The following is a 25,494-nucleotide window of genomic DNA, read 5'->3' on the forward strand; positions in this document are numbered from 1 at the left end:
TTAGGATGACACAAATGAAAGTGAATCAAATGTCGCTGCTGGAGCATATTGCGGAGCTTCGAAAACGATTGCTGGTTGTGGCGCTGGCGTTTGTCGTTTTCTTTATCGCGGGATTTTTTTTAGCGAAGCCGATTATAGTGTATCTGCAAGAAACGGATGAAGCGAAGGAGCTCACGCTCAATGCGTTTAATCTGACAGACCCGCTTTATGTGTTTATGCAGTTTGCGTTTATCATCGGGATTGTCCTGACTTCGCCGGTTATTCTTTATCAGCTTTGGGCTTTTGTGAGCCCGGGCCTCTATGAAAAGGAGCGCAAAGTAACGCTCAGCTACATTCCGATCTCTATTTTGCTGTTTTTAGCGGGTTTATCTTTTTCCTATTATATTTTATTTCCTTTTGTTGTCGATTTTATGAAACGGATATCTCAGGATTTGAATGTCACTCAGGTGATTGGAATTAATGAATATTTTCATTTTCTTCTGCAGCTGACGATTCCGTTTGGACTGTTGTTTCAAATGCCGGTCATCCTTATGTTTTTGACAAGGCTTGGAATTGTGACACCGATGTTCTTAGCGAAAATCAGAAAGTATGCGTACTTTACGCTGCTTGTGATTGCTGCTCTGATCACACCACCTGAGCTTTTGTCTCATATGATGGTGACTGTTCCGCTCTTGATTTTGTATGAAATCAGTATTTTAATATCGAAGGCTGCCTATCGGAAAGCGCAGAAAAACAGTGCTGCCGATCAGGACGTTTCTTCTTAGCCAACATAAAAAATCCATTTCTCATAGAGAGAAATGGATTTTCTTTATTTCTGGTTCTTCTTTATTTTAAATGAAAAGGCGAACATCTTAAAAGAAATGCTGATGTTGTATGCAGCGAACACCATCAGCAGGATGGAGTAAAATGACCACATGCTGCCTGGCGAGCTTGCGGCGAGATAAGTAAAGATGCACCCTACGGCAAAGTAGATCATTCCCCACACTATCGGGTTTCTCATGAAAATAATCCTCCAATAATCAATTGCATTTGTGTGCTTTGCTGTTCAAGGTATTTCTGAACAGGCTCAAGCTGCATAATGACGACGAATGTATTCATCATTACATGGGCGAAAATCGGCACCCAAATCCGTTTGGTTCTCGCATATAAAAATGCAAAGGTAAAGCCCATTGCCGTATACAGCAGAAGGTGCGTCAAATCAGCATGAACAATTCCGAAAATAATGGAGCTGATCAGTCCGGCGATAAAGAAATTTGTTTTTTCGTACAGCGCGCCGAAAATGATTTTTCTGAAGATGATTTCTTCTAATATAGGCCCGATGATAGAAGAAACGATAATCATGAGCGGGACTGCCTGGATCACATCCAGGATGGCTTTTGTATTTTCTGATTCTCTCCCGATGCCAAATACATAATATTCAATAGAACCGGCTATTCCTTGAGAGAAAAGGGCTATGAAAAAACCGGCTATCGCCCAAAGGATCGAAAGTCCGACCGAGTCTTTCTTTTCGTTTCGCAGCGTAGTTTTAGGCACAGTTCTGAGAATGAGCAATACAACAATCAGACAGGCAATAAAACTGATGACGGACCATAATCCCTGCGCGTACAGCAGATTTTCTTTTGTGGGCTGTCCTCCCGCATAACCGAATTTAAATAACAAGGGAATCCCGATTACTGCTGAAAACTGCATGATGATATATGTCAAAATAATAAACCAATACTGTTTTCTCAAATGGTATGTACTCCTTTGTTAAATGGGTTTCTTTTGTCTACAGCTATTGTAACATAATTGAATCGGGGGTGAAAAAGCCAAGGGATATCTGAGCTGAAAAGAATGATGTAAGCGTGAAAAATTTTTTATCTTATCACTTGAAATTGGAAGTGAGATTCTTTATTATAAGAATTGTGTTAGCACTCTTTAGTGCTGAGTGCTAAAATTACATATTCATACTATTGAGGAGGTTATTACATTGTTAAAGCCATTAGGTGATCGCGTTGTCATTGAACTCGTAGAATCTGAAGAAAAAACTGCCAGCGGAATTGTGTTACCGGATTCTGCAAAAGAAAAGCCGCAAGAAGGCAAAATCGTGGCAGCTGGTTCAGGTCGCGTGTTAGAAAGCGGAGAGCGCGTTGCTTTAGAAGTAAAAGAGGGCGACCGCATTATCTTCTCAAAATACGCAGGTACTGAAGTGAAATATGAAGGTACTGAATACTTAATCTTACGTGAAAGCGACATTTTAGCTGTTATCGGCTAATTCTTAAATAAACAAATACTTAAAAATTCGAGGAGGTTTCGTACACATGGCAAAAGATATTAAGTTTAGTGAAGAAGCTCGCCGCGCAATGCTTCGCGGTGTTGATGCACTTGCTGATGCTGTAAAAGTAACTTTAGGACCAAAAGGACGCAACGTGGTTCTAGAGAAAAAATTCGGTTCTCCGTTAATCACTAATGACGGTGTAACAATCGCTAAAGAAATCGAACTTGAAGACGCGTTTGAAAATATGGGTGCTAAGCTTGTAGCTGAAGTAGCCAGCAAAACAAACGACGTTGCCGGTGACGGTACAACAACTGCGACAGTTCTTGCGCAAGCAATGATTCGTGAAGGCCTTAAAAACGTAACAGCAGGCGCTAACCCTGTAGGCGTGCGTAAAGGTATGGAACAAGCTGTAAACGTTGCGATCGAGAATCTGAAAGAAATTTCTAAGCCAATCGAAGGCAAAGAATCTATCGCTCAGGTTGCTGCGATCTCTGCTGCTGATGAGGAAGTCGGAAGCCTTATCGCTGAAGCAATGGAGCGCGTAGGCAACGACGGCGTTATCACAATCGAAGAGTCTAAAGGCTTCACAACTGAGCTTGAAGTTGTTGAAGGTATGCAGTTCGACCGCGGATATGCGTCTCCTTACATGGTAACTGATTCTGATAAGATGGAAGCGGTTCTTGACAATCCTTACATCTTAATCACAGACAAAAAAATCACAAACATTCAAGAAATCCTTCCTGTGCTTGAGCAGGTTGTTCAGCAAGGCAAACCATTGCTTCTGATCGCTGAGGATGTTGAAGGTGAAGCTCTTGCAACACTTGTTGTGAACAAACTTCGCGGCACATTCAACGCAGTTGCTGTTAAAGCTCCTGGCTTTGGTGACCGCCGTAAAGCAATGCTTGAAGACATCGCTGTCCTTACTGGCGGAGAAGTCATCACAGAAGATCTTGGCCTTGATCTGAAATCTACTGAAATCGGACAATTGGGACGCGCTTCTAAAGTTGTGGTTACAAAAGAAAACACAACAATCGTTGAAGGCGCTGGCGAAACAGATAAAATTTCTGCACGCGTCACTCAAATCCGCGCTCAAGTGGAAGAAACAACTTCTGAGTTCGACAGAGAAAAATTACAAGAGCGTCTTGCTAAACTTGCTGGCGGCGTAGCTGTCATCAAAGTCGGCGCTGCGACTGAAACTGAGCTGAAAGAGCGTAAACTTCGCATCGAAGACGCCCTGAACTCAACTCGCGCAGCTGTTGAAGAAGGCATCGTATCCGGCGGTGGTACAGCGCTTGTCAACGTATATAACAAAGTGGCTGCAGTTGAAGCTGAAGGTGATGCGCAAACAGGTATCAACATCGTGCTTCGCGCGCTTGAAGAGCCAATTCGTCAAATCGCGCACAACGCTGGTCTTGAAGGATCTGTCATCGTTGAGCGCCTCAAAAACGAAGAAATCGGCGTAGGCTTCAACGCTGCAACTGGCGAATGGGTAAACATGATTGAAAAAGGTATCGTTGACCCAACAAAAGTTACACGTTCTGCACTGCAAAACGCAGCTTCTGTAGCAGCAATGCTCTTAACAACTGAAGCTGTTGTCGCTGACAAACCGGAAGAAAATGCCGGCGGCGCAGGAATGCCTGATATGGGCGGCATGGGCGGTATGGGCGGCATGATGTAACACCGACAAAAAACCCTTGATAAACAAGGGTTTGTCGGCAACGGACGTCATTTTTGATGCCCTTTTGATGCCATTTATAAATTTTCGAGGCTTCTCATGAGTTCACCGAACTTGTGAGAGGCTTCTTTTTTTCTGTCTTTTGTGGTTTGATTTTTTTAGCACTGTTTTATATCGATACTCAATAGTTTTGATAAACGGTATGTAACCCCGATATAGACTATTCTATCGACTAAAATACAAAATTCTCATCATACAATTCATGCTTTATTTGCATCTTGACTTTGTTTTGATTTACTTTGTGATTTTTAAGGACGCGCAGGACCTCGTCTTCGACTGCTGAAAACCAGAAGTGAGTTGAATTCCATCGTCTCAAAAAATAACACGAGGCATTATTTGGAATGCAGCGAGAAGGTTCCAGCCTATTCTGGGCTTATCCATGATATTATGAGCCCGACCAAAATAAAAGTGAAACAATAAGTAATTGAAATAATAAGAGCCCTTATCCACAAAGAGGAAGGGCATTGAGTTATTTATTTTTGGTCATTTTCTATATCCATTCACTTATGGGGTTGAAAATTATTCGTCCCAACCTCTGTTACCTTTCTCTCTATTGCAGACAGGAGACAATATTGGTATACTCTCATACGACAAAAAAAGACCCCGTTATCTAGATAAATAGTGCCACCAACACTTTTAGACGGTTTCCTCTAGGAAAGCACTGTCAAAGAGAAATCCTGTTAAAATGTCTATTTGTGCTGCTTTTTTTAGCTACTAAAAGACGATGTTTTCCTTGCAATAAGGAACTCGTCTTTTTTGTTAAGAATAAAGAGAGACAGAATAATGACATCTGATCCCCAAAAATTCACTGTCGATGAAGTTAGATTCTTGATAAAATCCGTCCCGACTCTATGGAGACAGACAATCCAATTATCAACTCTAATATTAGTTTTTTTGATTATCAAGGAGGACTTAATAGTGCATTTCTCAAAAATGATAGATCGCTTGGCTTTATATGATTTACACAGAAAAAGAAGCAAAGATAAACATTTTTCTGCTGCTTTTACAGCCGATATAGATGATAGAGAAGAATTTTACAGTGCAAATATAGCTGATGTTTCAATTGATTTGAATGAGTCAGGAAAAAATTATAAGGTTGGAACATTTAGCTATGAATCTTTAATGCAATCTGGGAATCCTGTTAATGACACTTTAAAAGGGGAGGTTTTTTTAAATGAAAATGATATAGATCAACCCAATGTTATCTTTGTACACGGCTGGCGCATGGATTCGTTCGATAGAATCAAAAAAATATTTCATAATCGTATAATGAACGATTTAGGCTGGAACATGTATTATTATTCTCTACCATACCATTTTGAAAGAGAACCGGAAAATTCACTGTATAGTGGCGAGTTGATGATTAGTGCAAACATTGATCGTACAATTGAGTCGACAAGACAGTCTATTGTAGATTTACGGGCGTTAATTCACTGGATAAAAGCAAATAAAAAAGGCCCTGTTATCATAGCGGGAGTAAGCTTAGGGGGATGGGTTACTAATCTAATTGCTACCTTAGATTCTCAAATTGATGTAGTGGTATCAATCTTTTATGCCAATCGCCTTTCTTATTCGATATGGAACACGATCCCGGGTAAATTTATAAGAGAGGAATTAGAACAAAATAGTGTGACCTATGAAGATTTAGTGAAATATTGGAATATCACAGATCCTAGTCAAGCCTTGCCAAAAGTTAATAAAGATAACATTCTGCTGATTTCAGCTAAACACGATCAATATATTGACTTAAAAGATGCAGATTATTTATGGGAAAGTTGGGGGAAGCCCACAAGATATGTCTACAATTGTGGTCATTCCGGTATTGTTCTTTGTCGCAAAAAGCTGGCAAATGATACGCTTTCCTTTATACGAGAAAGAATACATACGGGAAAACCTGGTTCAGTACATTTGTAGACCTTAATAAGAAACGAAAGGCCAACTGCGACTTCAGTTGGCCTTTCCTATTTATAATAAAGAAACAGCATGAGATTGCTGACAGAACAACTATGAGTAATAGTCGTTTTCTTTAATCACCATTGCCAGTTCTTCCACGTCTCCCCGAATCCCAATAGCAGGCTCCCACGAATCAATCAAACGAATCGCTTTCTGATTAGCTTCCATCGCTTTCGTTTTCTCTCCTTTACGATGCAACAGCTGCGCCATCCCATAATAATAATAAATCAGTTCAACCTGATTCGCGTTATGTTTATCATAGAGCATCTGCTCAAAAGCTTCTTCCGCTTTCTCAAACTGATCACATTTCACGTAAGCCACACCTAAATTAAAATAGGCTTCTATCGTTTTTTCGCCTCCATACGTGGAGCTGATTTGATTTGCCGCTTCGTATAATTGAATGGCTTCTTCATTATGACCTTTCACAAAGCTCAGATCTCCGCGAACCAATAGAACTCTGTGCTGAATCGCAGGGGAAATCGGTTCATCTTTGATTTCGGTTAAAATCGCTTCTGCTTTTTCATGACTTCCGGCTTTTAAATACAGCCTCGATTGCAGTGCGAGTCCCCATACCTTTAGATCGTGAACGTCTTGCTCTCCAGTGTCTGATTGTTCCAGAGTTTTCAGGCCGGCTTCAATTTGTTGAAGCGCCCTGTCTAAATCATTGACTTCCATGAGTGCCCAGCCTGCTGTGTCGATTCGGAAGAATGCTTCTCGTGTGTGTTGGCCTAATTGATGGGCGGCGTCGGCGGCTTTACGTCCGTATTCGATTCGCAGGGGCAGGTTGATTCTGCTTAGAAAATGGCTGATGCGGGTGATGAGTTCATTTAGGATTTCATTTTGTCCGGTTTCGCTTGCCCATTTGATGACCTTTAAGATGTTTGGCCATTCTTTTTTCATTTGATCTAAATTCCGTCCCAGCAGATAGCTCCAATAGATAGAGTTGGGCTGTTCTCGCTTTAAATGGGCTTCGGCATAATCAATATAATAGTGCGCCCAGCGGCTGCGGGCTTCTTTTTCATACTTCTGATTTTCGGATAAGTGCTGTTCTCCGTATGCGACAACGGTTTGATGGGCTAAGTACTGTGTACTTCCTTTGCTTCGTTCGGGCTGAATCAGAGCAAAAGATCGCATTTGTTCAACTGCGTAATGAAAACAGCGAGCGTCTAATCCGGCTGCTGCCGCCAGGCTTTTTTCATCTGGCGGCTTGCTGAAAAAGCATAGCACCTGCCATAGCTTCCGGGTGTCTTCATTGCATCTGTGCCATGTGCGCCCAAATAGAAAATCAAACAGATCTAATAGTGAGTAGCCTGCTTTTCCGAGCTCATGAATCAGCTGCTGAGCGGGCATGTCATCGTCTGACATATAGGCGATGCTGAGTGCCATGGCTTTCGGGTTTCCGGCAGTCGCTGAAATGAACTCGCTCTTCAGTTCTGGAGATAGTTCCAGCAGCTGCGCTAGCTTTGCTTGTTTAGTTGGATCGTTGCACATTTGCAGGCAGCGGTTCACTTCTTGATGAAAATATTCCAGGGCATCTGTTTGTTCAAGGCCGCTCAGCTGGATAGTTACCATTTCTCCGAAGCCTTCCCGATAGGTTTGCTTCAAGTTTTCACGTGCTGTGAGGAGGACTTTCACGCCTTGGGGCAGGCTGGTGATAAATTCGTGAATGTCTCTTTCAGCAGTGTCTATGCTGTCCACGATCAGCAGTATCGGTTTTTCTCTGGTGTAATTGGCTAACGCATTGCGGACGACGAATCGTTTTTCATTGATTGATTTATCGATTTGTTCAGCGCGTCCGAGCTGGTATGCAATCGTATTTAAAAAATCGCTAAAGCTTAATCCTTTCCAATCAGCACTGAGCCAGATGATGCTGTTGAATGCCGGCCAATCTGAGGAATCGCCGATACAGGAATAGGCTGCTTCTAGAGCAGTTGTCGTTTTTCCCGTGCCTGCCCATCCGGTAATTAAACAGACGGGTGATGGGGAAAGCATCCATTGCCGTATCGCCTCGATGTCAAATCTTCTTCCTATAAAGTGACCCGACCAGCGTGACGGTAAGTTGTGTGTCAAAGGCATCTGTTCTGTAAGCGCATTCGTTTTATGGTCGAGAATATCGGGAAATAAACGTTTGACTGTTTTTTCAATATCTTGATCAAGCGGTGCTCCGAATGAATTGTCCTGCCGTACTATTTTCGCTTTTTTAAGACATGAGGCCGCCCATACAGGCAGTGCAGGTTTGATTACCGGTATAGTGGTGGTCTCAAGCAGGTCAGTAAACCACTGTATATTCATATCGGTTTTTTCTAGAATGATCCAGATCATTCCGAACAGTTTTCCGTCTTCGATTCTTCCGGGGACATAGTTCACACCCATCTGTCCGATCCAGCTTTTAATCGTGTTTGGGGAAACTCCCAGCTGGTGTGAAATGTTGTCTAAATAAGACTGTCTTGTTTTTTCGTTCTTATTACTTCTGACTTTATAATCTGGATGAAGTTTTAATGACTTTACGCCAGGTGCCAGCAATTCCGCAAATTGTTTTCGATCTTCAAGTTCAGCCATAAAACCTGCACCTCCTATTAGTACTATTTTATCAATCCTGCTAGTTTTGTATATGAAAAATCAAAAAGTACAGTGCGGCTGTCCTTTTATACAGCATGAAAAGCTGTTGAACATTCTGAAAAGCAGATAAAATGAGGGCAGTGACAGAAAATGCAAAAATGTATGCACTTACATTTCTTGATGAAGCGGCCATATGCCGTTAATAGTGTTCATAAAGAAAGGAATTTGCCGTAATGACTCACACAGTACCTAAAACCATGAAAGCAGCTATTATGCATAACACAAGAGAAATCAGAATAGAAACATTGCCTGTACCTGACATTAGTCAGGATGAAGTGTTGATTAAGGTGATGGCTGTCGGGATTTGCGGATCGGATCTGCATTACTATACAAACGGCAGAATAGGCAATTATGTAGTTGAGAAGCCATTTATCCTCGGACATGAGTGCGCGGGAGAAATTGCAGCTGTCGGCTCGTCTGTTGATCAATTCAAAGTCGGTGACCGCGTCGCTGTTGAACCTGGTGTTACGTGCGGGCGCTGTGAAGCGTGCAAAGAAGGGCGTTATAACCTTTGTCCGGATGTACAGTTTTTGGCCACACCGCCGGTAGACGGCGCGTTTGTACAATATATCAAAATCAGACAGGACTTTGTTTTCTCAATTCCAGATTCACTTTCCTATGAGCATGCTGCCTTGATTGAACCGTTTTCTGTCGGTATCCATGCAGCGATGAGAACGAAGCTTCAGCCTGGATCAACGATTGCGATCATGGGAATGGGCCCTGTTGGATTAATGGCTGTTGCAGCCGCTAAAGCATTTGGAGCAAGTACAATCATTGTGACCGACTTAGAGCCGCTGCGGTTAAATGCCGCGAAAAAAATGGGAGCTACTCATGTGATCAATATCCGTGAACAGGATGCTCTTGAAGAAATTAAAAAAATCACAAATGATAGAGGCGTTGACGTTGCTTGGGAAACAGCGGGGAATCCTGCGGCACTGCAATCTGCATTTGCTTCTGTACGACGCGGCGGAAAGCTTGCGATTGTCGGTTTGCCTTCTCAGAATGAAATTCCGCTCAATGTGCCATTTATCGCAGACAATGAGATTGATATATACGGCATCTTCCGTTATGCCAATACGTATCCAAAAGGAATTGAATTCCTTGCTTCGGGTATTGTTGACACGAAGCACCTTGTGACGGATCAATATGCGCTGGAGCATACGCAAGAGGCGATGGAGCGGGCACTGCAATTTAAGAATGAATGTTTAAAAGTGATGGTTTATCCGAATAGCTGAGTGAACAGGGAGAATCTCGTATTCTCCCTCTTATTTACTGGATTTGTACTCAATATTGAAAACGGATTCTTGGGGTGGAAAAGATGATCGAAACAGAAAAAGCAACGGTAATGAAGGCGAAACATCAAACAAAATCCAGTGCCGGTCTGTCCTGGCTTGAACGAATCGGATACGGCTTCGGTGATATGTCGTATAATATTGTGTTTCAATTTGTAAACGCATACCTGCTGTTTTATTACACGGACATCGGCGGCATACAGCCTGCGGTCATCGCTACATTATTTCTTGTTGTGCGGGTGCTGGATGCTATTTTTGACCCGATTATGGGGGTTATTTTAGATAAAACGAACACAAGGTGGGGAAAGGCAAGGCCTTATCTGCTGTGGGTTGCATTTCCTTTCGCATTATTTACTGTCCTGTGTTTCACCACGCCTCACTTTGGAGCAACGGGAAACATCGTATATGCGTATATCACCTATATTCTGCTCGGCATGTCCTTTAGTATGCAAACGATTCCGGTGAACAGCTTAACGGGCCGGATGACGAATTCTGTAAAAGAAAGGACGGTATTAACAACAACTCGTATGATCTTGGTTTATGTCGGAATCCTTCTATCCATCTCCTGCGCAACACCGCTTGCAGCAGCTTTGGGAGGAGAGAACCAGGCATTTGGGTTTCAAATGACAGCTCTCGTCTATGCCATTGTTAGCATTGCTTTGAACCTCTTTAGTTTCTTTACTGTGCGTGAGCGGATTGCGCCTAAGAAAACAAAGAAACAGGGAATGAAAAAGACGTTATCTGTTTTGTTTCAAAACAAACCTTTGCTGATTCTAACGTCATCATTTTTAGCTTTTGCAATAGGGTTTAATATTAAAATCAGTACAATGGTGTACTACTTTACGTATAACGTGAATCATAAGGAACTGGTGTTCTTTGGAACCGTTTTATTTTTTGGCGCAGCCCTCATCAGTAACTTGTTTATTCCATACTTTTCTGAGAAGTGGGGCAGGAAAAATGTGATGATCATATCGGCCGCTTTGTCACTGATTTCGTATGCAGGTCTGCATTTTACGGCGTATTCTTCGGTGACGCTCATTTTCATCTGGCTATTTGCTTCAGGGTTCTTTACAACCCCTTTAAATACGCTTGCTTGGGGAATGGTTGCCGATTGTGTTGATTATGCGGAATGGAAGACAGGGGTTCGTGCCGACGGAGTGGTAATTTCCAGCATGAGTTTTATCAATAAGTTAGGTGTTGCACTGGCCGGTTCGTTTTCTGCCATCTATTTAGGAATCGCAGGATATGTGGCGAATACTGATCAAACCGTGACGTCACTGAATGCGATTAAACATATGAATGCCTTAATTCCGGGTCTATTTATTTTACTCTCTATCATCATCATAGCCTTTTATCCTTTAACTGAAAAAAGATATAAACAGATCATCACTGAGCTTGAGAAGAAATCCAGGTAAGTGAATATATTTAATATTTCTAATATTCGATGTAAAAGGTTGTATTTATGACTGAAAGTAATATACTGAGACTGTAATCTAGAATATGTAAAAAGAGTGTGATAACATGCGAAGTCAGTCTGTTGTTTGTATTGGGGAGTTATTGATCGATTTCTTTTGTACCGATGTGGACGTTGATTTAAAGAAAGGGCGTCAATTTTTAAAAAGTGCCGGGGGCGCCCCAGCAAATGTGTCAGCGGCGATTGCCAAGCTGGGAGGGGACGCTGCTTTCGCAGGAAAAGTAGGGAAGGATCCCTTTGGGTATTTTCTGAAGCAAACGTTAGATGCTGTTCATGTGGATACCTCTATGCTGGTGATGGATGAGAAAGCACCTACAACGCTTGCTTTTGTTTCATTAAAGAATAATGGAGAGCGCGATTTTGTTTTCAATAGAGGCGCGGATGCTCTGTTTACGATCGAAGATGTCGATCAGGATAAAATGAATCAAGCGAAAATCCTTCATTTTGGCTCAGCGACGGCATTGTTATCTGATCCATTTTGTACAGCCTATTTACGGCTTATGTCCATTGCGAAGGATAAAGGGCAATTTCTTTCATTTGATCCTAACTATCGAGGGGATTTATGGAAGGGAAGAGTCTCTGAGTTTGTTAGTGCTGCAAAAAGAGCCATTGCTTTAAGTGATTTTGTTAAGGTGAGTGACGAGGAGCTGGAGATCATCACTGGGGCGAAGGATCATGAAGAGGGCGTCAATATTCTCCATGGTATCGGAGCCAAGATGGTTGCCGTGACCCTTGGGAAAAACGGAACATTGCTGTCTAATGGCAAGGAACATGAAATCATTCCGAGTATTCCTGTCACTTCGATTGATTCTACAGGAGCGGGAGACGCTTTTGTCGGAGCGGCTTTGTTCAAATTAGCTGGTACAGATAAGATTCAATCGGGAGAAACTGATTTTGAGCAGCTGCGTGATATCGTATCTTTTGCCAATAAGGTGGGAGCGCTTGTCTGCACCAAAATTGGAGCGATAGATGCGCTGCCGCGTATGGAAGAGATTGAAGCTTCTTTATCTTTGTAATAAAAATAGAGGATGTTTCTTAAAAGTCTTTTTGACTTTTGGGGGCATCCTCTTTTTTACCCCTTACTCTTGTGCAGGCCACTTACGCGCACCCGCTTGAACAATGCCCAAAAGCAATTGCCGCCGTTCTTTTAAAGATTTGACCGCTGTTCGAAATGTTTGCTCCGATAGGGTTGGTATGCCGCAATCCCTTAGCTTCAAGAGGTTGGGCTCCGGCGGTTCTTGTTCAGCCGGATGGATATATGCTGTATGAACGGTGTCTAAGTAGTTTTTGACACTTGAGCGCGCTTCTCTTATGTGCAGCTGATTCGGAAGGTACTGCTTTGGAATGCCATACGTCAAAATGGTTAACGCTTCATCCAATACAGTGACTGCAATGACGGAAGATTCCTCGCGCTGTGTGCTATGGTAAAAATGAAGAATGGGGAAGGCGTTATGCTGAGCGGTCAGCTTTCCCAGCTCTGAAGAAAATGTGACGAGAAGCAAATCCATGTCGTGAAAATGTCTTCCGTTCCACGCAGTTTGGACAATCGCTGTTCCGTTATGCCCAAGACTCAGTACACTCTGGGCGAATGAGCGCTTTTGATTAACCGCACTCAAGACAGAAATCAAATACGTGACAGAAAAAGTAATCGTAAGCAGACCTTCAGCTGTAGCACCGACTGTCACAAGCTTCCAAAGGGCACCGTTCGGTGTAAGGTCGCCATTTCCTAATGTAAACATCACATATCCAGAAAAATAAGCCCGGTCTGACCAGGAGGCTGGTTCTTTACTTTGAGTAACTACGAGAGAGTGAGGATCACTTGAGAAGATAAAAGTCCAGCCGCTCCAAAATAAACCGATCCACACCAATAATGTCATGCATAACAGCAGCGGCCCTGCCGTACTGAGAACCTTTGCGTGATCTCCGCTGATCTTACGGAAGCCTTTCCACAGCCATGCAGACAAACATCTTGTGATCGGACCGGCTCCGCTCTCAAGCCATAATGTTGTCCATATAAAATCAATCATCCCCGCTGCCAACAATAAAATTCCTGCAAAGATATAAATCTCATTCAATTTATTGCCTCCTCCTATTCAATAAGAGCCAGCCATTTAGCCATCTTTATTTTCCTCTTCTATTTCCTTTTGTCTTGAATCTGAAACAAACATTTGAATGTTTGAGCAGCGAATCATGCAGAGAAGATTTGTATAGGGGAAGTTACCCAACACTTACTCATTTTGATGAAGACAGAAATGAAACAGAAATTCACAGATAATACATACTGATTCCACATTTCCGACAAGAAAAAAGTTCAATTTCCCCTTGAAGTGGTCATTTTACTGACATGAAGTTAAGGAATTTTCAGAAATTTATATTGACTGAAAGCGTTTTTGAAATTATGATAATATCAGAAGTGACAAATATATCACTATGAAATTACTATAACAACACTACAAAGTGACTATAAGATGACAATTCATTAAGTCAGACACCAAAAATATACCCATTGTTGTTTAGTAATAAATGAAATCGCTTCCAAATAAATTGACTTCAACACATGCTGAAAAGAAGGGAAGGTTATGAAGCCAGTGAAAAAAGACATTCTGAACTTTTTTCTGCGGCCTGCTCACGGCATTTGAGGAAGGCGGCAGCCCTAGAATACGTTTTTGAAATACGCAGTGACCGATTTTGAAAAAGACTGGGGGAAACGGTATGAATACAAAAGGCAGTCAAATGTCATTTTTACGCACAATTATTTTAGTTTCGACTTTCGGCGGGCTTCTCTTCGGTTATGATACCGGGGTATTAAATGGAGCTTTACCATATATGGGTGAGCCTGATCAGCTTAATCTCAATGCTTTCACAGAGGGGCTCGTCACCAGTTCTCTTCTTTTTGGAGCTGCACTTGGAGCTGTGCTTGGCGGAAGAATGTCTGATTTTAACGGACGCCGTAAAAATATTCTTTTCCTCGCCATTATATTTTTTATCTCAACGATTGGGTGTACACTGGCTCCAAACGTAACAATCATGATCATCTCCCGTTTTGTGCTTGGAATTGCCGTCGGGGGCGCATCAGTGACGGTGCCTGCTTATTTAGCGGAAATGTCACCTGTGGAAAGCAGAGGACGGATGGTGACCCAGAATGAATTAATGATTGTATCCGGACAGCTGTTGGCCTTTGTTTTTAATGCCATCCTTGGGACGACAATGGGAGACAGCTCCAATGTATGGAGATTTATGCTCGTGATAGCGTCTCTTCCGGCCGTATTCCTGTTCTTTGGAATGATCAGAATGCCTGAGAGTCCTCGCTGGCTTGTTTCAAAAGGAAGGAATGAAGATGCTTTAGGGGTTTTGAAGAAAATCAGGGACGAAAAACGCGCTGCTTCTGAGCTGGCTGAAATTGAATCCGCTTTCAAAAGAGAGGATAAGCTTGAGAAAGCTACGTTTAAAGATCTTGCAGTGCCGTGGGTGCGCCGAATTGTATTCATAGGAATCGGAATTGCGATTGTACAGCAAATTACGGGTGTAAACTCCATCATGTATTATGGTACTGAAATTTTAAGAGATTCCGGATTTCAAACGGAAGCAGCGCTGATCGGGAATATTGCCAATGGTGTGATCTCCGTCTTGGCTACGTTCGTCGGAATTTGGCTGCTCGGTAAAGTCGGTCGCCGGTCGATGCTGATTACAGGGCTGATCGGAACGACAACGGCATTGCTGCTGATCGGGATATTTTCACTTGTGCTGGAAGGATCGCCTGCGCTTCCATATGTGGTTCTGTCATTAACGGTTTCGTTCCTGGCGTTTCAGCAGGGTGCGATTTCACCAGTGACATGGCTGATGCTTTCAGAAATTTTCCCGCTGCGCCTTCGCGGTCTGGGAATGGGTGTTACGGTATTCTGCTTGTGGATGGTCAATTTCGCAGTCAGTCTGACTTTCCCTATTTTGATGGCAGGCATTGGGTTATCAACAACGTTCTTCATCTTCGTTGCGCTGGGAATTTGCTCGATTCTGTTTGTGAACAAGTTTTTACCGGAAACAAAAGGTCTTTCGCTTGAGCAGCTTGAGGAAAGCTTCCGTGCTCATGATCGCAGTGAGGTTAAAGAAGAGTCCGGCGCTGAAGTGATTGGCTAAGTGGAATAAAAAGAATCCGCACTTGAATGCGGATTCTTTTTTTGTATGTTTAGTTTGGTCTGACAAGAATTTTCACTTGGTTTTTCTCTTTGATCAGAGCTCCGAAGCCTTCTTCGATTAAATCGTCTAAGACAATCTTTTTCGTAACGAGTTTATCGGCTGAGAAATAGCCTTCTTTCATTAATGACAATACAGCTGGGAATACGTCACGGTACCCGATGATTCCTTTCACTGTACGCTCTTTGATTACGATATCGTTCGGATGAATTTCAGCGCCTTTTTCCCAGATGCTGACGATCACTGTCTCACCGGCGATTGTTGTAGATTGGATCGCTTGGCGCAAAACGACTGGAACCCCGGTTACTTCAAAGGCTACGTCAACGCCGCCTCCTGTAAGGTCTGCGATATGTGCCACTACATCGTCTGTTTTGGACGGATCCACAATAATGGCGCCGAGCTCCTCAGCTTTTTGCTGGCGCTCAGGTGAGAGCTCAACAGCATAAATTTCAGTAGCACCCGCAGCTTTCAGCGCTTCAATGACAAGAAGTCCGATCGGGCCGCAGCCGAATACAGCCGCTTTGTCACCGGCTTTGATTTTGCTTGAGCGGACAGCGTATAAAGCGACCGCAGAAGGTTCAACGAGTGCGCCTTGTTCATATGATAATTCCTCAGGAAGTTTGAATAACAGCTCTTCATCTACAGAAACGTATTCAGAGAATCCGCCGCCGCCTCCGGCTAAGCCGAGGAATCCCATTTGTTCATCAAGGTTGTACGCACCCTGATGTCCGTGTGTTGCAAAAATCGGTTCCACAACGACTCGGTCTCCGACTTTATAGTTTTCAACGCCTTCCCCGACTTCAACAACTTCACCGGAGAATTCATGCCCCATTGTGACAGGTGCTGTTTCTTTTGTTAAAGGATGGGGTTTGTCCACCGGGATAAAGATCGGGCCTCCTAAATACTCGTGTAAATCACTGCCGCAGATGCCGCACCATTTGACTTTGATCTTGACTTTTCCCGGTTCCGCTTTTGGCTCTTCAATATTTTCAATACGGATATCCTTTTGGTTATGCCATCTAGCTGCCTTCATGGATTACCACTCCTATATCTTTTGATATGAGTAATTCCGCACCGATCAATATGAACTGTTCACAAAATCGCCATTTTTTAAAACCAAAAAAAGATAAAACTTATATATAATATAATCTACGTTTTTTGAAATAAGAAACTTTGAAGAAAAAAGAGTCTCGCACACTCTTTTTTCTTTATGATGAGAGAGTATGATTGGTTTACATAACTATGAATTTGGCTTGAACAATACGGTAATGGTTCGTTCATATTGAATGCGACAACTACTCTATCAACAATTATAACGCTAATGCTGCAATTATAATAGGATAATCTTCCATGGTTTATTTTAGCAGAGGGGATTTTTTCGACTTTGTAACATTACTGTAAGGATATTGAAATAAAAAATCCCTGGTTGATCGTGTATAATTTTTCCTAGATGTTAACAAACAGGGGGACGAAATGTTGAAGAAAGTCATTTTAGCCGCTTTTATCTTAGTAGGAAGTACTTTGGGAGCTTTCAGTTTTTCAGCAGATGCCAGTGCAAAACATGTGAACGGAAATATTACTTGGTATAACGGAGTTGGGAAAAAAGGCTCTTCAGGTAAAAAACTTGGACATTGGGACTGTGCGACAAAGATCGGATTTGACGTACCTAGAAATGGGACAAAAATCAGAGCTTATGCTAAAGCGAAGCCTAAAAAGGTGATTACGGTTTATAAAAATGATGTTGGCAGAATGCCTCATGCAGTGCTGGATGTAAGCCCTAAAGCGTTTAAAGCGCTGGGATACCCATTAAGCAAAGGAAAAGTAGCGGGACATTACAGCTATTAATACATAGTTTAAATCTGTAAAGCAAGAAGTCGCATTCTTGCTTTTTCTATTGGTGGAGATAAGAGATGAAAAAAGGAATCGTTTTATTGGCAATCGTCGTTGTTTTGGCGGCAGCTGCGGGTTTTATGTTTTATTCTTTTAAAGATAAAGGCAGTGAGAGTGCCGCCGATGTTTCCGTGAACACGGAGAACAGTGAGAAGCTTCTGGTTTCGATTACCGATACCGATCTTCTGACGAAGTATTATGAAAATGATAAGGTGATCCACGAGGCGAAGCTGACCAGCTATCCGGCATTTGCCTTGGACCAAGAGCAGCAGGCGCTCTATTATACAAGCAATAACGATCAAAATGAGATGAGGCTTTTTAAGCTTGATCTTAAGTCTGATAAGAAAACTATGCTTTATAAAGGTCCGGAAAGCGCGGACAGCTTGTTTTTATCAAAGGATCGCTCAAAAATCTATTTTCGTTTAGGGAAAGCGGACGAAAGCAATTTTCGTATCGCATCCTTTGATTTGAAAACGAAGAAGTACAAAAACCTGTATCCTGCCGCTAATGACCAGGATGACAGCGTCAGCAGCTTCTTTTATAACCAAAAAACAGATTCATTTGCATTGCTTCATTATTCTGTAGAAGAAGATTACAAAAAAACGGATGAAGCCAATGAGAAGGGAAACGATCCTGAACCGACAAAGATTCATTTTTCGGCCGGTCATGAAAGCGGCCTTCATGAGCTTAAGAGCCTGGAGCAGTTTATCAGTGATATTGCTGTTTCTGATGACGATAAACGTATTCTGTTTACGTCATATACACAAAAAGGAACGGAGCAAACGGCTTCTATTCAAATGCTGAATGCAGACACGAAAACCTATGAAAAAATCATTTCAAATCAGAAAACATTTAAGCTGTTAATTGACGCGCAGCCGCAGTTCTCCAAGGACGGAAAGAAGATTTATTTCCTTGCCGAAGCCAAGGGGGCTAAAAAGCTGAAGGACGAAACAGGGCGTGAAGCCAAGGTTCGGACAATTTATTCTTATGACCTTGATACGAAGACGTTCAAAAAAGTATGGGAAAATCCGAATGGCATCATCAACAGCTTTTCTGTCATCAACTGAAAAAATCACTCAGCAAATGCTGAGTGATTTTTTTAATGGACGAGGTGCAGGGCAAATGATCCGAGCCATTTAAAGAAACGAATGATCGGTATTGACCAATTCATAAGTTCCGCACATGAGTTTATAGCCAAGTTCACCTTTTTGAGTGAAGCTCGTTTCTTCAGGTCTGCCTGCTGTTGGTTTTTGATCACATCATCACCCCTCATATCCATATTATACCATAACGGAAAGTGAAAAAGCCCGAAACGTTTACAGTTTTGGGCTTCATTATCTCGGCCTCTCGTCAAATCGGGAGGCCGTGCTATTGGATATAAAATTCGTATCTCTGATCGAGGATTGTTTGCTGATAGAGACTGCTTTTAAAAAAGGGAAGAGCTAACTTGTTTTCGTTTGGCTGTTGTTTTGGAGATTCACTAATGAACGGATGCCGTCGACCATTTTACTCCCGCACAAAGGGCACAATGGCGTGTCACTGCTGGCGAAGTTTTTTCTGGTCCAGCCGTTGCAGTCTTCTTTTGTGCATTCCCAAGTACTCACATCTTCCTTTGGCAGCGGTTCTTGATTTCGTTTGTTATAGTAAGACATAAAGTCACTTCTTCCCTCATGTATTTTACAGCACATTTCTTATTGTCTCATACTTTGCCCTAATCTCCTAATTCCTTTTTCTTTATGACTTTCCAATCTGCTCATCTAAAAAGGACAGGAGCGTGCTGTTGAAAGCATCCGGTTCTTCTAAAAACGGGCAATGGCTGCTCTTCGAAAATGTAACGAGCTTTGCGTTTGGAATATGTTCACGCAGGTGTTCTCCGGCTTCTTTTGAAAAAAATTTGCGGTCTTCTCCGAAGCATAACAATGTCGGCACATGAACGTTTTGAATGGTTTCGCGATAATCAGCTGCCGTTTGATTAAATAAAATCGCACTTGAAATGGCTGCCGGCTGTTTCAGAATTTCGGCAAGCATCCATTCTGTTTCTGTTGATGCTGGCGGCTCTGCGAACATATTATTGATGAAGCTTTTGTAGAATGGAAGCGGGTCAGTTTGAATAGCATGCATCGCTGTTTTCAAGCCGTCAAAGTCAAATGGGCCGTGTCCCCAGCCGTCCCATTGGTAGTCAGAAGCCGATTGATCGACGATAACAGCGGCTCGTATGTTATCATTCCCAAATTGATTGATATAATCCCATACCACGAAAGCGCCCATTGACCAGCCGACAAGGACGGCAGGATCAAGCTCCATCGCGCACATAAATTCCTTGATATCACGGGCGTATTGGGAAATGGTGTGTCCATGAAGAACTTTGTCGGATTCGCCGTGCCCTCTAAGGTCGAGACGAATACATTGATAATTGGCAGATAGCGCTGAAAGTTGTTTGTGGAAAAATTGTCCGCTCATAAGCACGCCGTGTATAAATAGGATCGGTGTCCCGCTCCCGTGAGTTTCGTAGTATAGGCGGGTCTGATCTTCTAATGTGATATATGGCATGTTTTCTCCTCCTTTAGTTTCCGTCATGTGAATGAATGGCTGATGAACTGATGATCACAGCTGTCGCGGCTGCCTGCTGTGCTTGGATGGCCGTTTCAATTGCTGTGTATAGGCCTGATTCCATCAGCAGATTTTTCTCCATATACTCGCTGAGATATAAGCTGACAGCAATTTTGAAGTTCATATCCTTTTCCCATTTAAATGCTTTTTCTTGGTTCAGCTCATGAGTGATGCCTAAAACGGTTTTGATGTCCGGCTCTTCCAAGAATGTGAGAAGGGCGAGATCGGGATAATGAAAATCTTTTGGCTTTTTATGAGATTCAGTAATGGATTGAAAGATCAGTTTGCATTGGGAAACAAGGGTTTCAGGGTCTTTTTCACTTTGCAGGGCAAGAATATGGCTGACGTGTTGTAAGTATTGGCCTTTTTTAAAGCCATTAGCGGACAGCAGCTGATAACATGTTTCTGCCTTGTTCAGCGCCCGCAAACCATTTTCGTTTTGGGCAAGCAATACGGCAAGCGGAACATTTTGAGTTGAAGTGAGGAAATAGTGATTTTTCTTCATCTGCTGATAAACAGAGAGCCCCATGTTCATCTGTTCTCTTTGGTTTATCGTTTCGGTCTTGCCGGTGAGCATGATCAGAGCGGAAAGGTACGTGAAAATATCCCGTTTATATCCAAGCTTCACCATTTGGCTGTACACATCGATGAAAGTAAGAAACGCTTGCTTCGCCTCATGCTGAAAATGAATATCCAGAATTGAAGCGACAGTAAAGCGGTGGTGAGAATTGAGTGTTGAGAAGCTGCCGATGTTTGATTTTATATAGCTGCTTAAATCGTAAAAGCGCTGAAAATCAAAATCTCTTTTATTCACAATATATGCAGAGGAGATGAGCATTAATATCTGATTATGAGCAACTTTCCACCTTAATTTTGATTTTAATTCGTCATAAATTGAAATGTATTGATTTGTTTTATCTTTGAGATCGTTTGCCAGCATAAAAAGCCGCTCCTTTCTTCGCTGTTTCTAAGTTATACGATTTATGGAAGAAAAAAGTTTCATAGATAAAAAAACCTGCCTGCAGCAGGCAAGTTTTTTGGGCCTTATTTATGGGGGTCAATCACATCCATCGGTCTCATCATGTCATAGTCTTCATGCTCAAGAATGTGGCAATGCCATACGTACCGCCCAGTGTATGGCCCGAATGTTACGGCGATTCTCAGGACTTCACCGGCGTGGGACTGAACCGTGTCTTTCCAGCCTTTTTCACTTGGTGGCGGCGGAACGGCGGGTCCGGTGTAGGCCAGTTCTCCGCGCTCTTCAAAACGGGCTGTATCAAATGGGCGCCGGTCCAATACACGGAAGGAGACCAAATGAAGATGGATGGGATGTGTTCCGCGTGTCGGATTGATGATCGACCATATTTCGGTAGAACCGGCTTTCGGTGCTTCAGTGACAGGATCGTGCCAGCGTTTGTTGTTAAGAAGAAGAACGGGTCTGCCGTATTGATCTTGAGTTCCTGCCAGCTTCAATGTTCGGAGGTTTTGTATTCTTTCGTGCTGTACTGAAGGGTAAGATGCCAGGTATTTTGGCTTTCTGCTTTCGTCTTTTTGGGCTAACGGTTTTGTGACTCTGAATTGCATGATGTTTGCGTCTGTTTCCGGATTAACGTCGCCGCCGCAGCCCTCGCTGTTTGCTAAAATAATCGATTGTCCTTCAAACGCGGCGAAGTCAATGAGGATATCAAAGCGCTCAGCTGGCGCGATACTGAAAGAGTTTAGCTTGACGGAGCGCGGCAAAAGTCCGCCGTCAGAACCGATCTGGATAAATTCTCCGCCATTATCAAGTGACAGGTTATATGTTCTCGTATTAGAGGCATTGATGACGCGGAAGCGGTATTTTCTCGGTTCGACCTCCATGTATGGCCATGCCTTCCCGTTGACGAGAATTGTATCTCCGCAAAAGGCTGGAACGATTGACGGATTAGGCAGTGACGGTGAAGGGTTTTCCGGTCCGCTCGGATAAAATAAAGAGCCATCTTCATTAATCGTACGGTCCGTGATCAAAAGCGGCACATCGTATTCACCTGATGGGAGCTTCAGGCGTTTTTCCTTTGGTTCATGGATGATATAAGCACCGATGAGCCCGGCATACACATTCAGCCTCGTGAGCGCCATAGCATGATCGTGATACCATAAAATAGCTCCGCGCTGCTGATTTGGATAATGGTAAACCTCTTGTTTAAAATAAGGGCCTGTTTGTTCAAAGTCTTTAGAAAACCAGGCCTCAGGATAACCGTCGCTGTCATCTGGAGTGACGCCGCCGTGTAAATGAACGACGGTTTTCACCTCGGGTTCGGCATGCTGGCTGTCACTGTGATGAATGGTGTGATCAATCGGAAGAAAATGCTCTGAAGGAAGGTTATTCATCCATTTCACATAAACGTTTTCATTTCTTTTGGCCTTAATGGTGGGACCGGGGAATAAACCGTTATAGCCCCACAAGCGGGTTGGAGGGAGATCGCGGTGAAGCTGATGGTAGCATTCCTCCATGGTTACTTCGTAGTATGTGCTATCTTTTGACTGCTGTACCGGCTTTAGTGTATCTGGGATTGGGAGAGCATCCGCAAATTTTTCAAGTGTCATTTTCATCTGTCCTTATCTAAATATTCCCTAATTGGTACTATAGTTAATGACATTAAGGACGTGAAGGTGACAAAAAAATCCTGCCGTTAAGGCAGGATATCGGGCTGCTGCTGAGTGACCGGTTTGGCTGATGCTTTTTCAGTCACCTTGCGTTTTCTGAACACAAGATAAGAAAGCAATACAATGCCTGTGATAAAGCCTGTCAGCAGCAGTTCATCTCTCATAGATTCAATAAATGCCATGGATACTAAAATACCGCAGATGGCAATAATGGTCAGGTAGGTTAAGAACGGGAAGAACCACATCTTGATTTTCAATGCTTCCGGGTTTGTTTTTTCGAGGCTTTTTCTCATTCTCAGCTGGGAAACAGCGATAACAAGATAAACGAGCAGGGCGATTGCGCCTGATGAGTTGACTAAAAATAAAAAGACGGTGTCAGGTGAAAAGTAATTCATTACGACCGCGATATAAGAGAAAAATGTTCCGGCGACAATTGCTTGTACGGGAACTCCTTTTTTGCTCAGTTTCATAAAGCGGCGCGGCGCTTCGTTTCTTTCTGCGAGTGAATACAGCATTCTGGATGTGGTGTACAAACCTGAATTCAGGCAAGAAAGTACAGCTGTGAGGACGATAAAGTTCATAATTTGCGCGGCTGCCGGCACTCCAATATGTTCGAGAACAGCGACGAAAGGGCTTTCTAAAATATTCGCTGAGTTCCAAGGCAGAAGCGCAACGACAACGGCGATTGAACCAACGTAAAAGACAATGATGCGCCATACAACGGATCGAGTCGCTTTGGTTACGGATTGGACCGGGTTTGATGTTTCACCGGCAGCAATCGCAACAATTTCCGTTCCCATAAAGGAGAAGATCACGACAACAATTCCGAGTAATACAGAGCCTATGCCTTCCGGGAAAAATCCGCCTTGGCCCGTGATATTTGCGAAACCGACTGGATCACTGCCTGGGGCGAAGCCAAAAATAAATGCAAAACCAACGATTAAGAATGCGATGATTGTAACAACTTTAATGAGGGAGAACCAATATTCAAACTCACCAAATGATTTAACAGAGTAGATGTTTGTCAGTGTGAGTAAAATCGTCAAAATTAAGCTCGTCATCCACAGCGGAATATCGTGGAACCAGTATTGGATAATGCCTGCTCCCGCGATTGCTTCAATAGCGATAACAATAACCCAGAAAAACCAGTAGAGCCAGCCGATTGCAAATCCTGCCCACGGTCCGATAGCGTCATGAGCGTATTGGGAGAATGATCCGCTTGTCGGATTTACAGCCGACATTTCACCAAGCATTCGCATGATAAAGATGACCAATAATCCGGCTAATGCATAAGAGACAATGGCACCGGGCCCGGTCGAGTGAATGACTGAACCGCTGCCAACAAATAATCCGGCTCCGATGACGCCGGCGATAGAAATCATCGTCATATGTCGGGTCTTTAATTCTTTTTTTAATCCTGATTGAGACTGGTTCATATGTTACCTCCTTGAAAATTAGAGTTGTTACTGAATATTATGATAATTGAAACTGTAACATAAATATACATTTTGTCGAAAATTTATGTCAGAAAATATAACAGTTTATTTCAAATTTGTAGGGTTTTGTTTGCTGTTTTGGGAGTGAATATGTTCGAAATAAAAGAAAAAATTTTCCGTCAATTACCCGTTTTTTTGATTTGTTATATTTTTGAAAAAGTGTTGGATGGCTAGAAGTATTGGTATCATTGGATTTGAAACACTTTTTATAAATGAAAATAATTTGCATTGAGTAAAAATTGTTCTATCGTCACTATTTTTCTGTGGTGAGTGAATCATGTTTCTATAGACCCACTGCGGGTCAGCTTTGTATCATAATGATAGGAAAACATGAGCGGAGAGGAGGTTTTTTATGGAGAGATATGATGAACTGAAAAAGGGAGAATCCGGGGCGCTGGTCAGTATTGCCGCGTATCTTGTGCTGTCCGCGATTAAGCTGATCATCGGCTATGTATTTCACTCGGAAGCTCTTACGGCAGACGGGCTAAATAACACAACAGACATTATTGCTTCTGTTGCTGTGCTGATCGGTCTCCGCATCTCTCAAAAGCCTCCTGACGAAGATCATCCATACGGCCACTTTCGGGCGGAAACAATTGCATCACTTATCGCATCGTTTATTATGATGGTTGTCGGCCTGCAAGTGCTTTTCAGCGCCGGTGAATCTATTTTTTCTGTGAAAGAAGAAACACCGGATATGATTGCGGCTTGGACGGCTGCAGGCGGGGCAGTCATGATGCTGATTGTCTATCAGTACAACAAAAGGCTTGCCAAAAAGGTGAACAGCCAAGCGCTGCTTGCGGCGGCGGCTGATAATAAATCGGACGCATTCGTCAGTGTCGGCACGTTTATCGGTATTTTGGCCGCGCAATTCCATCTTGCATGGATTGATACGGTGACTGCATTTGTCATCGGCCTTCTCATTTGCAAAACGGCATGGGATATTTTTAAGGAATCATCGCATTCATTGACTGATGGCTTTGACGTAAAGGACATGTCCGATTATAAACAGACGATCGAAAAAATCTCCGGTGTCAGCCGGTTAAAAGACATCAAGGCGAGATATTTGGGCAGCTCTGTGCACGTAGATGTAGTGGTTGAAGTGTCATCAGAGTTAAATATTACAGAAAGCCATGATATTGCGAATGAAATTGAGCGGAGAATGAAGGAGGAGCATGCGATTGATTATTCGCATGTTCATATGGAGCCTTTGCAAAACAAATAACTGGGTAATGAGAGCTTCCTGTCATGGGAGGCTTTTTTGTTTGAATGCTCTGTATGTATTGGCAGTAATTTGCTAGAATCGTTTTTTTATACAGGTCGTTTTTTGT

The 25,494-nt window shown here is 42.8% G+C and carries 22 protein-coding genes and 1 pseudogene; 12 read left to right on the top strand and 11 right to left on the bottom strand.

The window, feature by feature from the left end:
* Positions 1 to 5 precede the first annotated feature (5 nt).
* Positions 6 to 764 carry a twin-arginine translocase subunit TatC gene (tatC, locus tag NSS75_RS03605; protein ID WP_081638244.1) on the top strand — a complete coding sequence of 253 codons (759 nt, stop codon included), beginning with the start codon at positions 6 to 8 and terminating at the stop codon, positions 762 to 764.
* Between the two features lie 44 nt (positions 765 to 808).
* Here the strand turns inward: tatC and NSS75_RS03610 are convergent, their stop codons facing one another.
* Together NSS75_RS03610 and NSS75_RS03615 are read right to left on the bottom strand one after the other, a co-directional pair.
* Positions 809 to 1,000, bottom strand: coding sequence for a DUF4305 domain-containing protein (locus tag NSS75_RS03610; protein WP_024120410.1), 192 nt, complete (start codon positions 998 to 1,000; stop codon positions 809 to 811).
* Complete coding sequence (locus tag NSS75_RS03615) at positions 997 to 1,731, bottom strand: type II CAAX endopeptidase family protein (RefSeq protein WP_024120411.1); 735 nt, start codon at positions 1,729 to 1,731, stop codon at positions 997 to 999. The genes NSS75_RS03610 and NSS75_RS03615 overlap by 4 nt, the downstream gene beginning before the upstream one ends.
* Positions 1,732 to 1,969: 238 nt before the next feature.
* Here NSS75_RS03615 and groES point away from each other — a divergent pair, with 238 nt between their 5' ends.
* The 4 genes and pseudogenes from groES to NSS75_RS03635 all read left to right on the top strand — a co-directional run bounded on the left by groES (position 1,970) and on the right by NSS75_RS03635 (position 5,906).
* Positions 1,970 to 2,254, top strand: a complete 285-nt coding sequence (gene groES, locus NSS75_RS03620) for a co-chaperone GroES (RefSeq protein WP_003155970.1) — start codon at positions 1,970 to 1,972, stop codon at positions 2,252 to 2,254.
* A gap of 46 nt (positions 2,255 to 2,300) precedes the next feature.
* Entirely contained in the window at positions 2,301 to 3,935 is a 1,635-nt protein-coding gene (gene groL, locus NSS75_RS03625; protein WP_010333214.1) for a chaperonin GroEL, read from the top strand.
* Positions 3,936 to 4,748: 813 nt separating this feature from the next.
* Positions 4,749 to 5,072: pseudogene (locus tag NSS75_RS03630) on the top strand (abhydrolase domain-containing 18); the annotation flags it as partial.
* Positions 5,073 to 5,282: 210 nt separating this feature from the next.
* Positions 5,283 to 5,906: an alpha/beta hydrolase family protein gene (locus tag NSS75_RS03635; RefSeq protein WP_127696914.1), complete on the top strand. Its 624-nt coding sequence runs from the start codon at positions 5,283 to 5,285 to the stop codon at positions 5,904 to 5,906.
* Between the two features lie 90 nt (positions 5,907 to 5,996).
* Here NSS75_RS03635 and NSS75_RS03640 read toward each other — a convergent pair whose 3' ends face one another.
* Positions 5,997 to 8,504, bottom strand: a complete 2,508-nt coding sequence (locus tag NSS75_RS03640) for an NB-ARC domain-containing protein (RefSeq protein ID WP_339235980.1) — start codon at positions 8,502 to 8,504, stop codon at positions 5,997 to 5,999.
* A gap of 233 nt (positions 8,505 to 8,737) precedes the next feature.
* Between NSS75_RS03640 and gutB the strand changes: the two genes are divergently transcribed.
* The 3 genes from gutB to NSS75_RS03655 all read left to right on the top strand — a co-directional run bounded on the left by gutB (position 8,738) and on the right by NSS75_RS03655 (position 12,346).
* Positions 8,738 to 9,799 (top strand): sorbitol dehydrogenase, encoded by a 1,062-nt coding sequence (gutB, locus tag NSS75_RS03645; protein WP_339235982.1) that lies wholly within the window; start codon positions 8,738 to 8,740, stop codon positions 9,797 to 9,799.
* A gap of 83 nt (positions 9,800 to 9,882) precedes the next feature.
* On the top strand, positions 9,883 to 11,271 hold the full coding sequence (locus tag NSS75_RS03650; RefSeq protein ID WP_326374604.1) for a glycoside-pentoside-hexuronide (GPH):cation symporter: 1,389 nt from the start codon (positions 9,883 to 9,885) through the stop codon (positions 11,269 to 11,271).
* Positions 11,272 to 11,377: 106 nt separating this feature from the next.
* Entirely contained in the window at positions 11,378 to 12,346 is a 969-nt protein-coding gene (locus NSS75_RS03655; protein WP_339235988.1) for a carbohydrate kinase, read from the top strand.
* A 63-nt stretch (positions 12,347 to 12,409) separates the two neighbouring features.
* Here NSS75_RS03655 and NSS75_RS03660 read toward each other — a convergent pair whose 3' ends face one another.
* The gene (locus NSS75_RS03660; RefSeq protein WP_213418368.1) at positions 12,410 to 13,405 is read right to left on the bottom strand and encodes a potassium channel family protein; all 996 of its coding nucleotides are present in this window, start codon (positions 13,403 to 13,405) and stop codon (positions 12,410 to 12,412) included.
* Between the two features lie 637 nt (positions 13,406 to 14,042).
* On the opposite strand from NSS75_RS03660, the gene NSS75_RS03665 reads away from it, so the two are divergent.
* Positions 14,043 to 15,464 carry a sugar porter family MFS transporter gene (locus NSS75_RS03665; protein ID WP_326230350.1) on the top strand — a complete coding sequence of 474 codons (1,422 nt, stop codon included), beginning with the start codon at positions 14,043 to 14,045 and terminating at the stop codon, positions 15,462 to 15,464.
* Between the two features lie 49 nt (positions 15,465 to 15,513).
* Here the strand turns inward: NSS75_RS03665 and bdhA are convergent, their stop codons facing one another.
* On the bottom strand, positions 15,514 to 16,554 hold the full coding sequence (gene bdhA, locus NSS75_RS03670; RefSeq protein ID WP_024120423.1) for a (R,R)-butanediol dehydrogenase: 1,041 nt from the start codon (positions 16,552 to 16,554) through the stop codon (positions 15,514 to 15,516).
* A gap of 440 nt (positions 16,555 to 16,994) precedes the next feature.
* Here bdhA and walM point away from each other — a divergent pair, with 440 nt between their 5' ends.
* Together walM and NSS75_RS03680 are read left to right on the top strand one after the other, a co-directional pair.
* On the top strand, positions 16,995 to 17,366 hold the full coding sequence (gene walM / locus NSS75_RS03675) for a cell wall metabolism protein WalM (protein WP_081638245.1): 372 nt from the start codon (positions 16,995 to 16,997) through the stop codon (positions 17,364 to 17,366).
* Between the two features lie 65 nt (positions 17,367 to 17,431).
* Complete coding sequence (locus tag NSS75_RS03680) at positions 17,432 to 18,478, top strand: hypothetical protein (protein ID WP_339235993.1); 1,047 nt, start codon at positions 17,432 to 17,434, stop codon at positions 18,476 to 18,478.
* 32 nt (positions 18,479 to 18,510) lie between these two features.
* Here NSS75_RS03680 and NSS75_RS03685 read toward each other — a convergent pair whose 3' ends face one another.
* From NSS75_RS03685 to gabP, 6 genes are all read right to left on the bottom strand, one after another.
* Entirely contained in the window at positions 18,511 to 18,669 is a 159-nt protein-coding gene (locus tag NSS75_RS03685; RefSeq protein WP_174754407.1) for a hypothetical protein, read from the bottom strand.
* Between the two features lie 184 nt (positions 18,670 to 18,853).
* Positions 18,854 to 19,063, bottom strand: coding sequence for a cold-shock protein (locus NSS75_RS03690; protein ID WP_003234008.1), 210 nt, complete (start codon positions 19,061 to 19,063; stop codon positions 18,854 to 18,856).
* 82 nt (positions 19,064 to 19,145) lie between these two features.
* A complete protein-coding gene (locus NSS75_RS03695) occupies positions 19,146 to 19,961 on the bottom strand; it encodes an alpha/beta hydrolase (protein ID WP_339235998.1) in 816 nt (271 codons plus the stop codon).
* A 13-nt stretch (positions 19,962 to 19,974) separates the two neighbouring features.
* Positions 19,975 to 20,961, bottom strand: a complete 987-nt coding sequence (locus NSS75_RS03700; protein WP_103672121.1) for a DUF4003 family protein — start codon at positions 20,959 to 20,961, stop codon at positions 19,975 to 19,977.
* A gap of 104 nt (positions 20,962 to 21,065) precedes the next feature.
* On the bottom strand, positions 21,066 to 22,607 hold the full coding sequence (cotA, locus tag NSS75_RS03705; protein ID WP_339236003.1) for an outer spore coat copper-dependent laccase CotA: 1,542 nt from the start codon (positions 22,605 to 22,607) through the stop codon (positions 21,066 to 21,068).
* A gap of 86 nt (positions 22,608 to 22,693) precedes the next feature.
* Complete coding sequence (gene gabP / locus NSS75_RS03710) at positions 22,694 to 24,103, bottom strand: GABA permease (RefSeq protein WP_059293380.1); 1,410 nt, start codon at positions 24,101 to 24,103, stop codon at positions 22,694 to 22,696.
* Between the two features lie 412 nt (positions 24,104 to 24,515).
* Between gabP and mneS the strand changes: the two genes are divergently transcribed.
* On the top strand, positions 24,516 to 25,388 hold the full coding sequence (gene mneS / locus NSS75_RS03715) for a manganese transporter MneS (protein WP_024120430.1): 873 nt from the start codon (positions 24,516 to 24,518) through the stop codon (positions 25,386 to 25,388).
* Positions 25,389 to 25,494 lie beyond the last annotated feature (106 nt).

Source organism: Bacillus sp. FSL K6-1012 (assembly GCF_037964915.1).
Taxonomy (GTDB): Bacteria; Bacillota; Bacilli; order Bacillales; family Bacillaceae; genus Bacillus; species Bacillus halotolerans.

Coding starts and splice junctions, on each gene's coding strand:
- tatC (WP_081638244.1), top strand. CDS start 6: ATGACACAAATGAAAGTGAATCAAATGTCGCTGCTGGAGCATATTGCG.
- NSS75_RS03610 (WP_024120410.1), bottom strand. CDS start 1,000: ATGAGAAACCCGATAGTGTGGGGAATGATCTACTTTGCCGTAGGGTGC.
- groL (WP_010333214.1), top strand. CDS start 2,301: ATGGCAAAAGATATTAAGTTTAGTGAAGAAGCTCGCCGCGCAATGCTT.
- NSS75_RS03635 (WP_127696914.1), top strand. CDS start 5,283: ATGTATTATTATTCTCTACCATACCATTTTGAAAGAGAACCGGAAAAT.
- NSS75_RS03640 (WP_339235980.1), bottom strand. CDS start 8,504: ATGGCTGAACTTGAAGATCGAAAACAATTTGCGGAATTGCTGGCACCT.
- gutB (WP_339235982.1), top strand. CDS start 8,738: ATGACTCACACAGTACCTAAAACCATGAAAGCAGCTATTATGCATAAC.
- NSS75_RS03650 (WP_326374604.1), top strand. CDS start 9,883: ATGATCGAAACAGAAAAAGCAACGGTAATGAAGGCGAAACATCAAACA.
- NSS75_RS03655 (WP_339235988.1), top strand. CDS start 11,378: ATGCGAAGTCAGTCTGTTGTTTGTATTGGGGAGTTATTGATCGATTTC.
- NSS75_RS03665 (WP_326230350.1), top strand. CDS start 14,043: ATGAATACAAAAGGCAGTCAAATGTCATTTTTACGCACAATTATTTTA.
- bdhA (WP_024120423.1), bottom strand. CDS start 16,554: ATGAAGGCAGCTAGATGGCATAACCAAAAGGATATCCGTATTGAAAAT.
- walM (WP_081638245.1), top strand. CDS start 16,995: ATGTTGAAGAAAGTCATTTTAGCCGCTTTTATCTTAGTAGGAAGTACT.
- NSS75_RS03680 (WP_339235993.1), top strand. CDS start 17,432: ATGAAAAAAGGAATCGTTTTATTGGCAATCGTCGTTGTTTTGGCGGCA.
- NSS75_RS03690 (WP_003234008.1), bottom strand. CDS start 19,063: ATGTCTTACTATAACAAACGAAATCAAGAACCGCTGCCAAAGGAAGAT.
- NSS75_RS03695 (WP_339235998.1), bottom strand. CDS start 19,961: ATGCCATATATCACATTAGAAGATCAGACCCGCCTATACTACGAAACT.
- NSS75_RS03700 (WP_103672121.1), bottom strand. CDS start 20,961: ATGCTGGCAAACGATCTCAAAGATAAAACAAATCAATACATTTCAATT.
- cotA (WP_339236003.1), bottom strand. CDS start 22,607: ATGACACTTGAAAAATTTGCGGATGCTCTCCCAATCCCAGATACACTA.
- gabP (WP_059293380.1), bottom strand. CDS start 24,103: ATGAACCAGTCTCAATCAGGATTAAAAAAAGAATTAAAGACCCGACAT.
- mneS (WP_024120430.1), top strand. CDS start 24,516: ATGGAGAGATATGATGAACTGAAAAAGGGAGAATCCGGGGCGCTGGTC.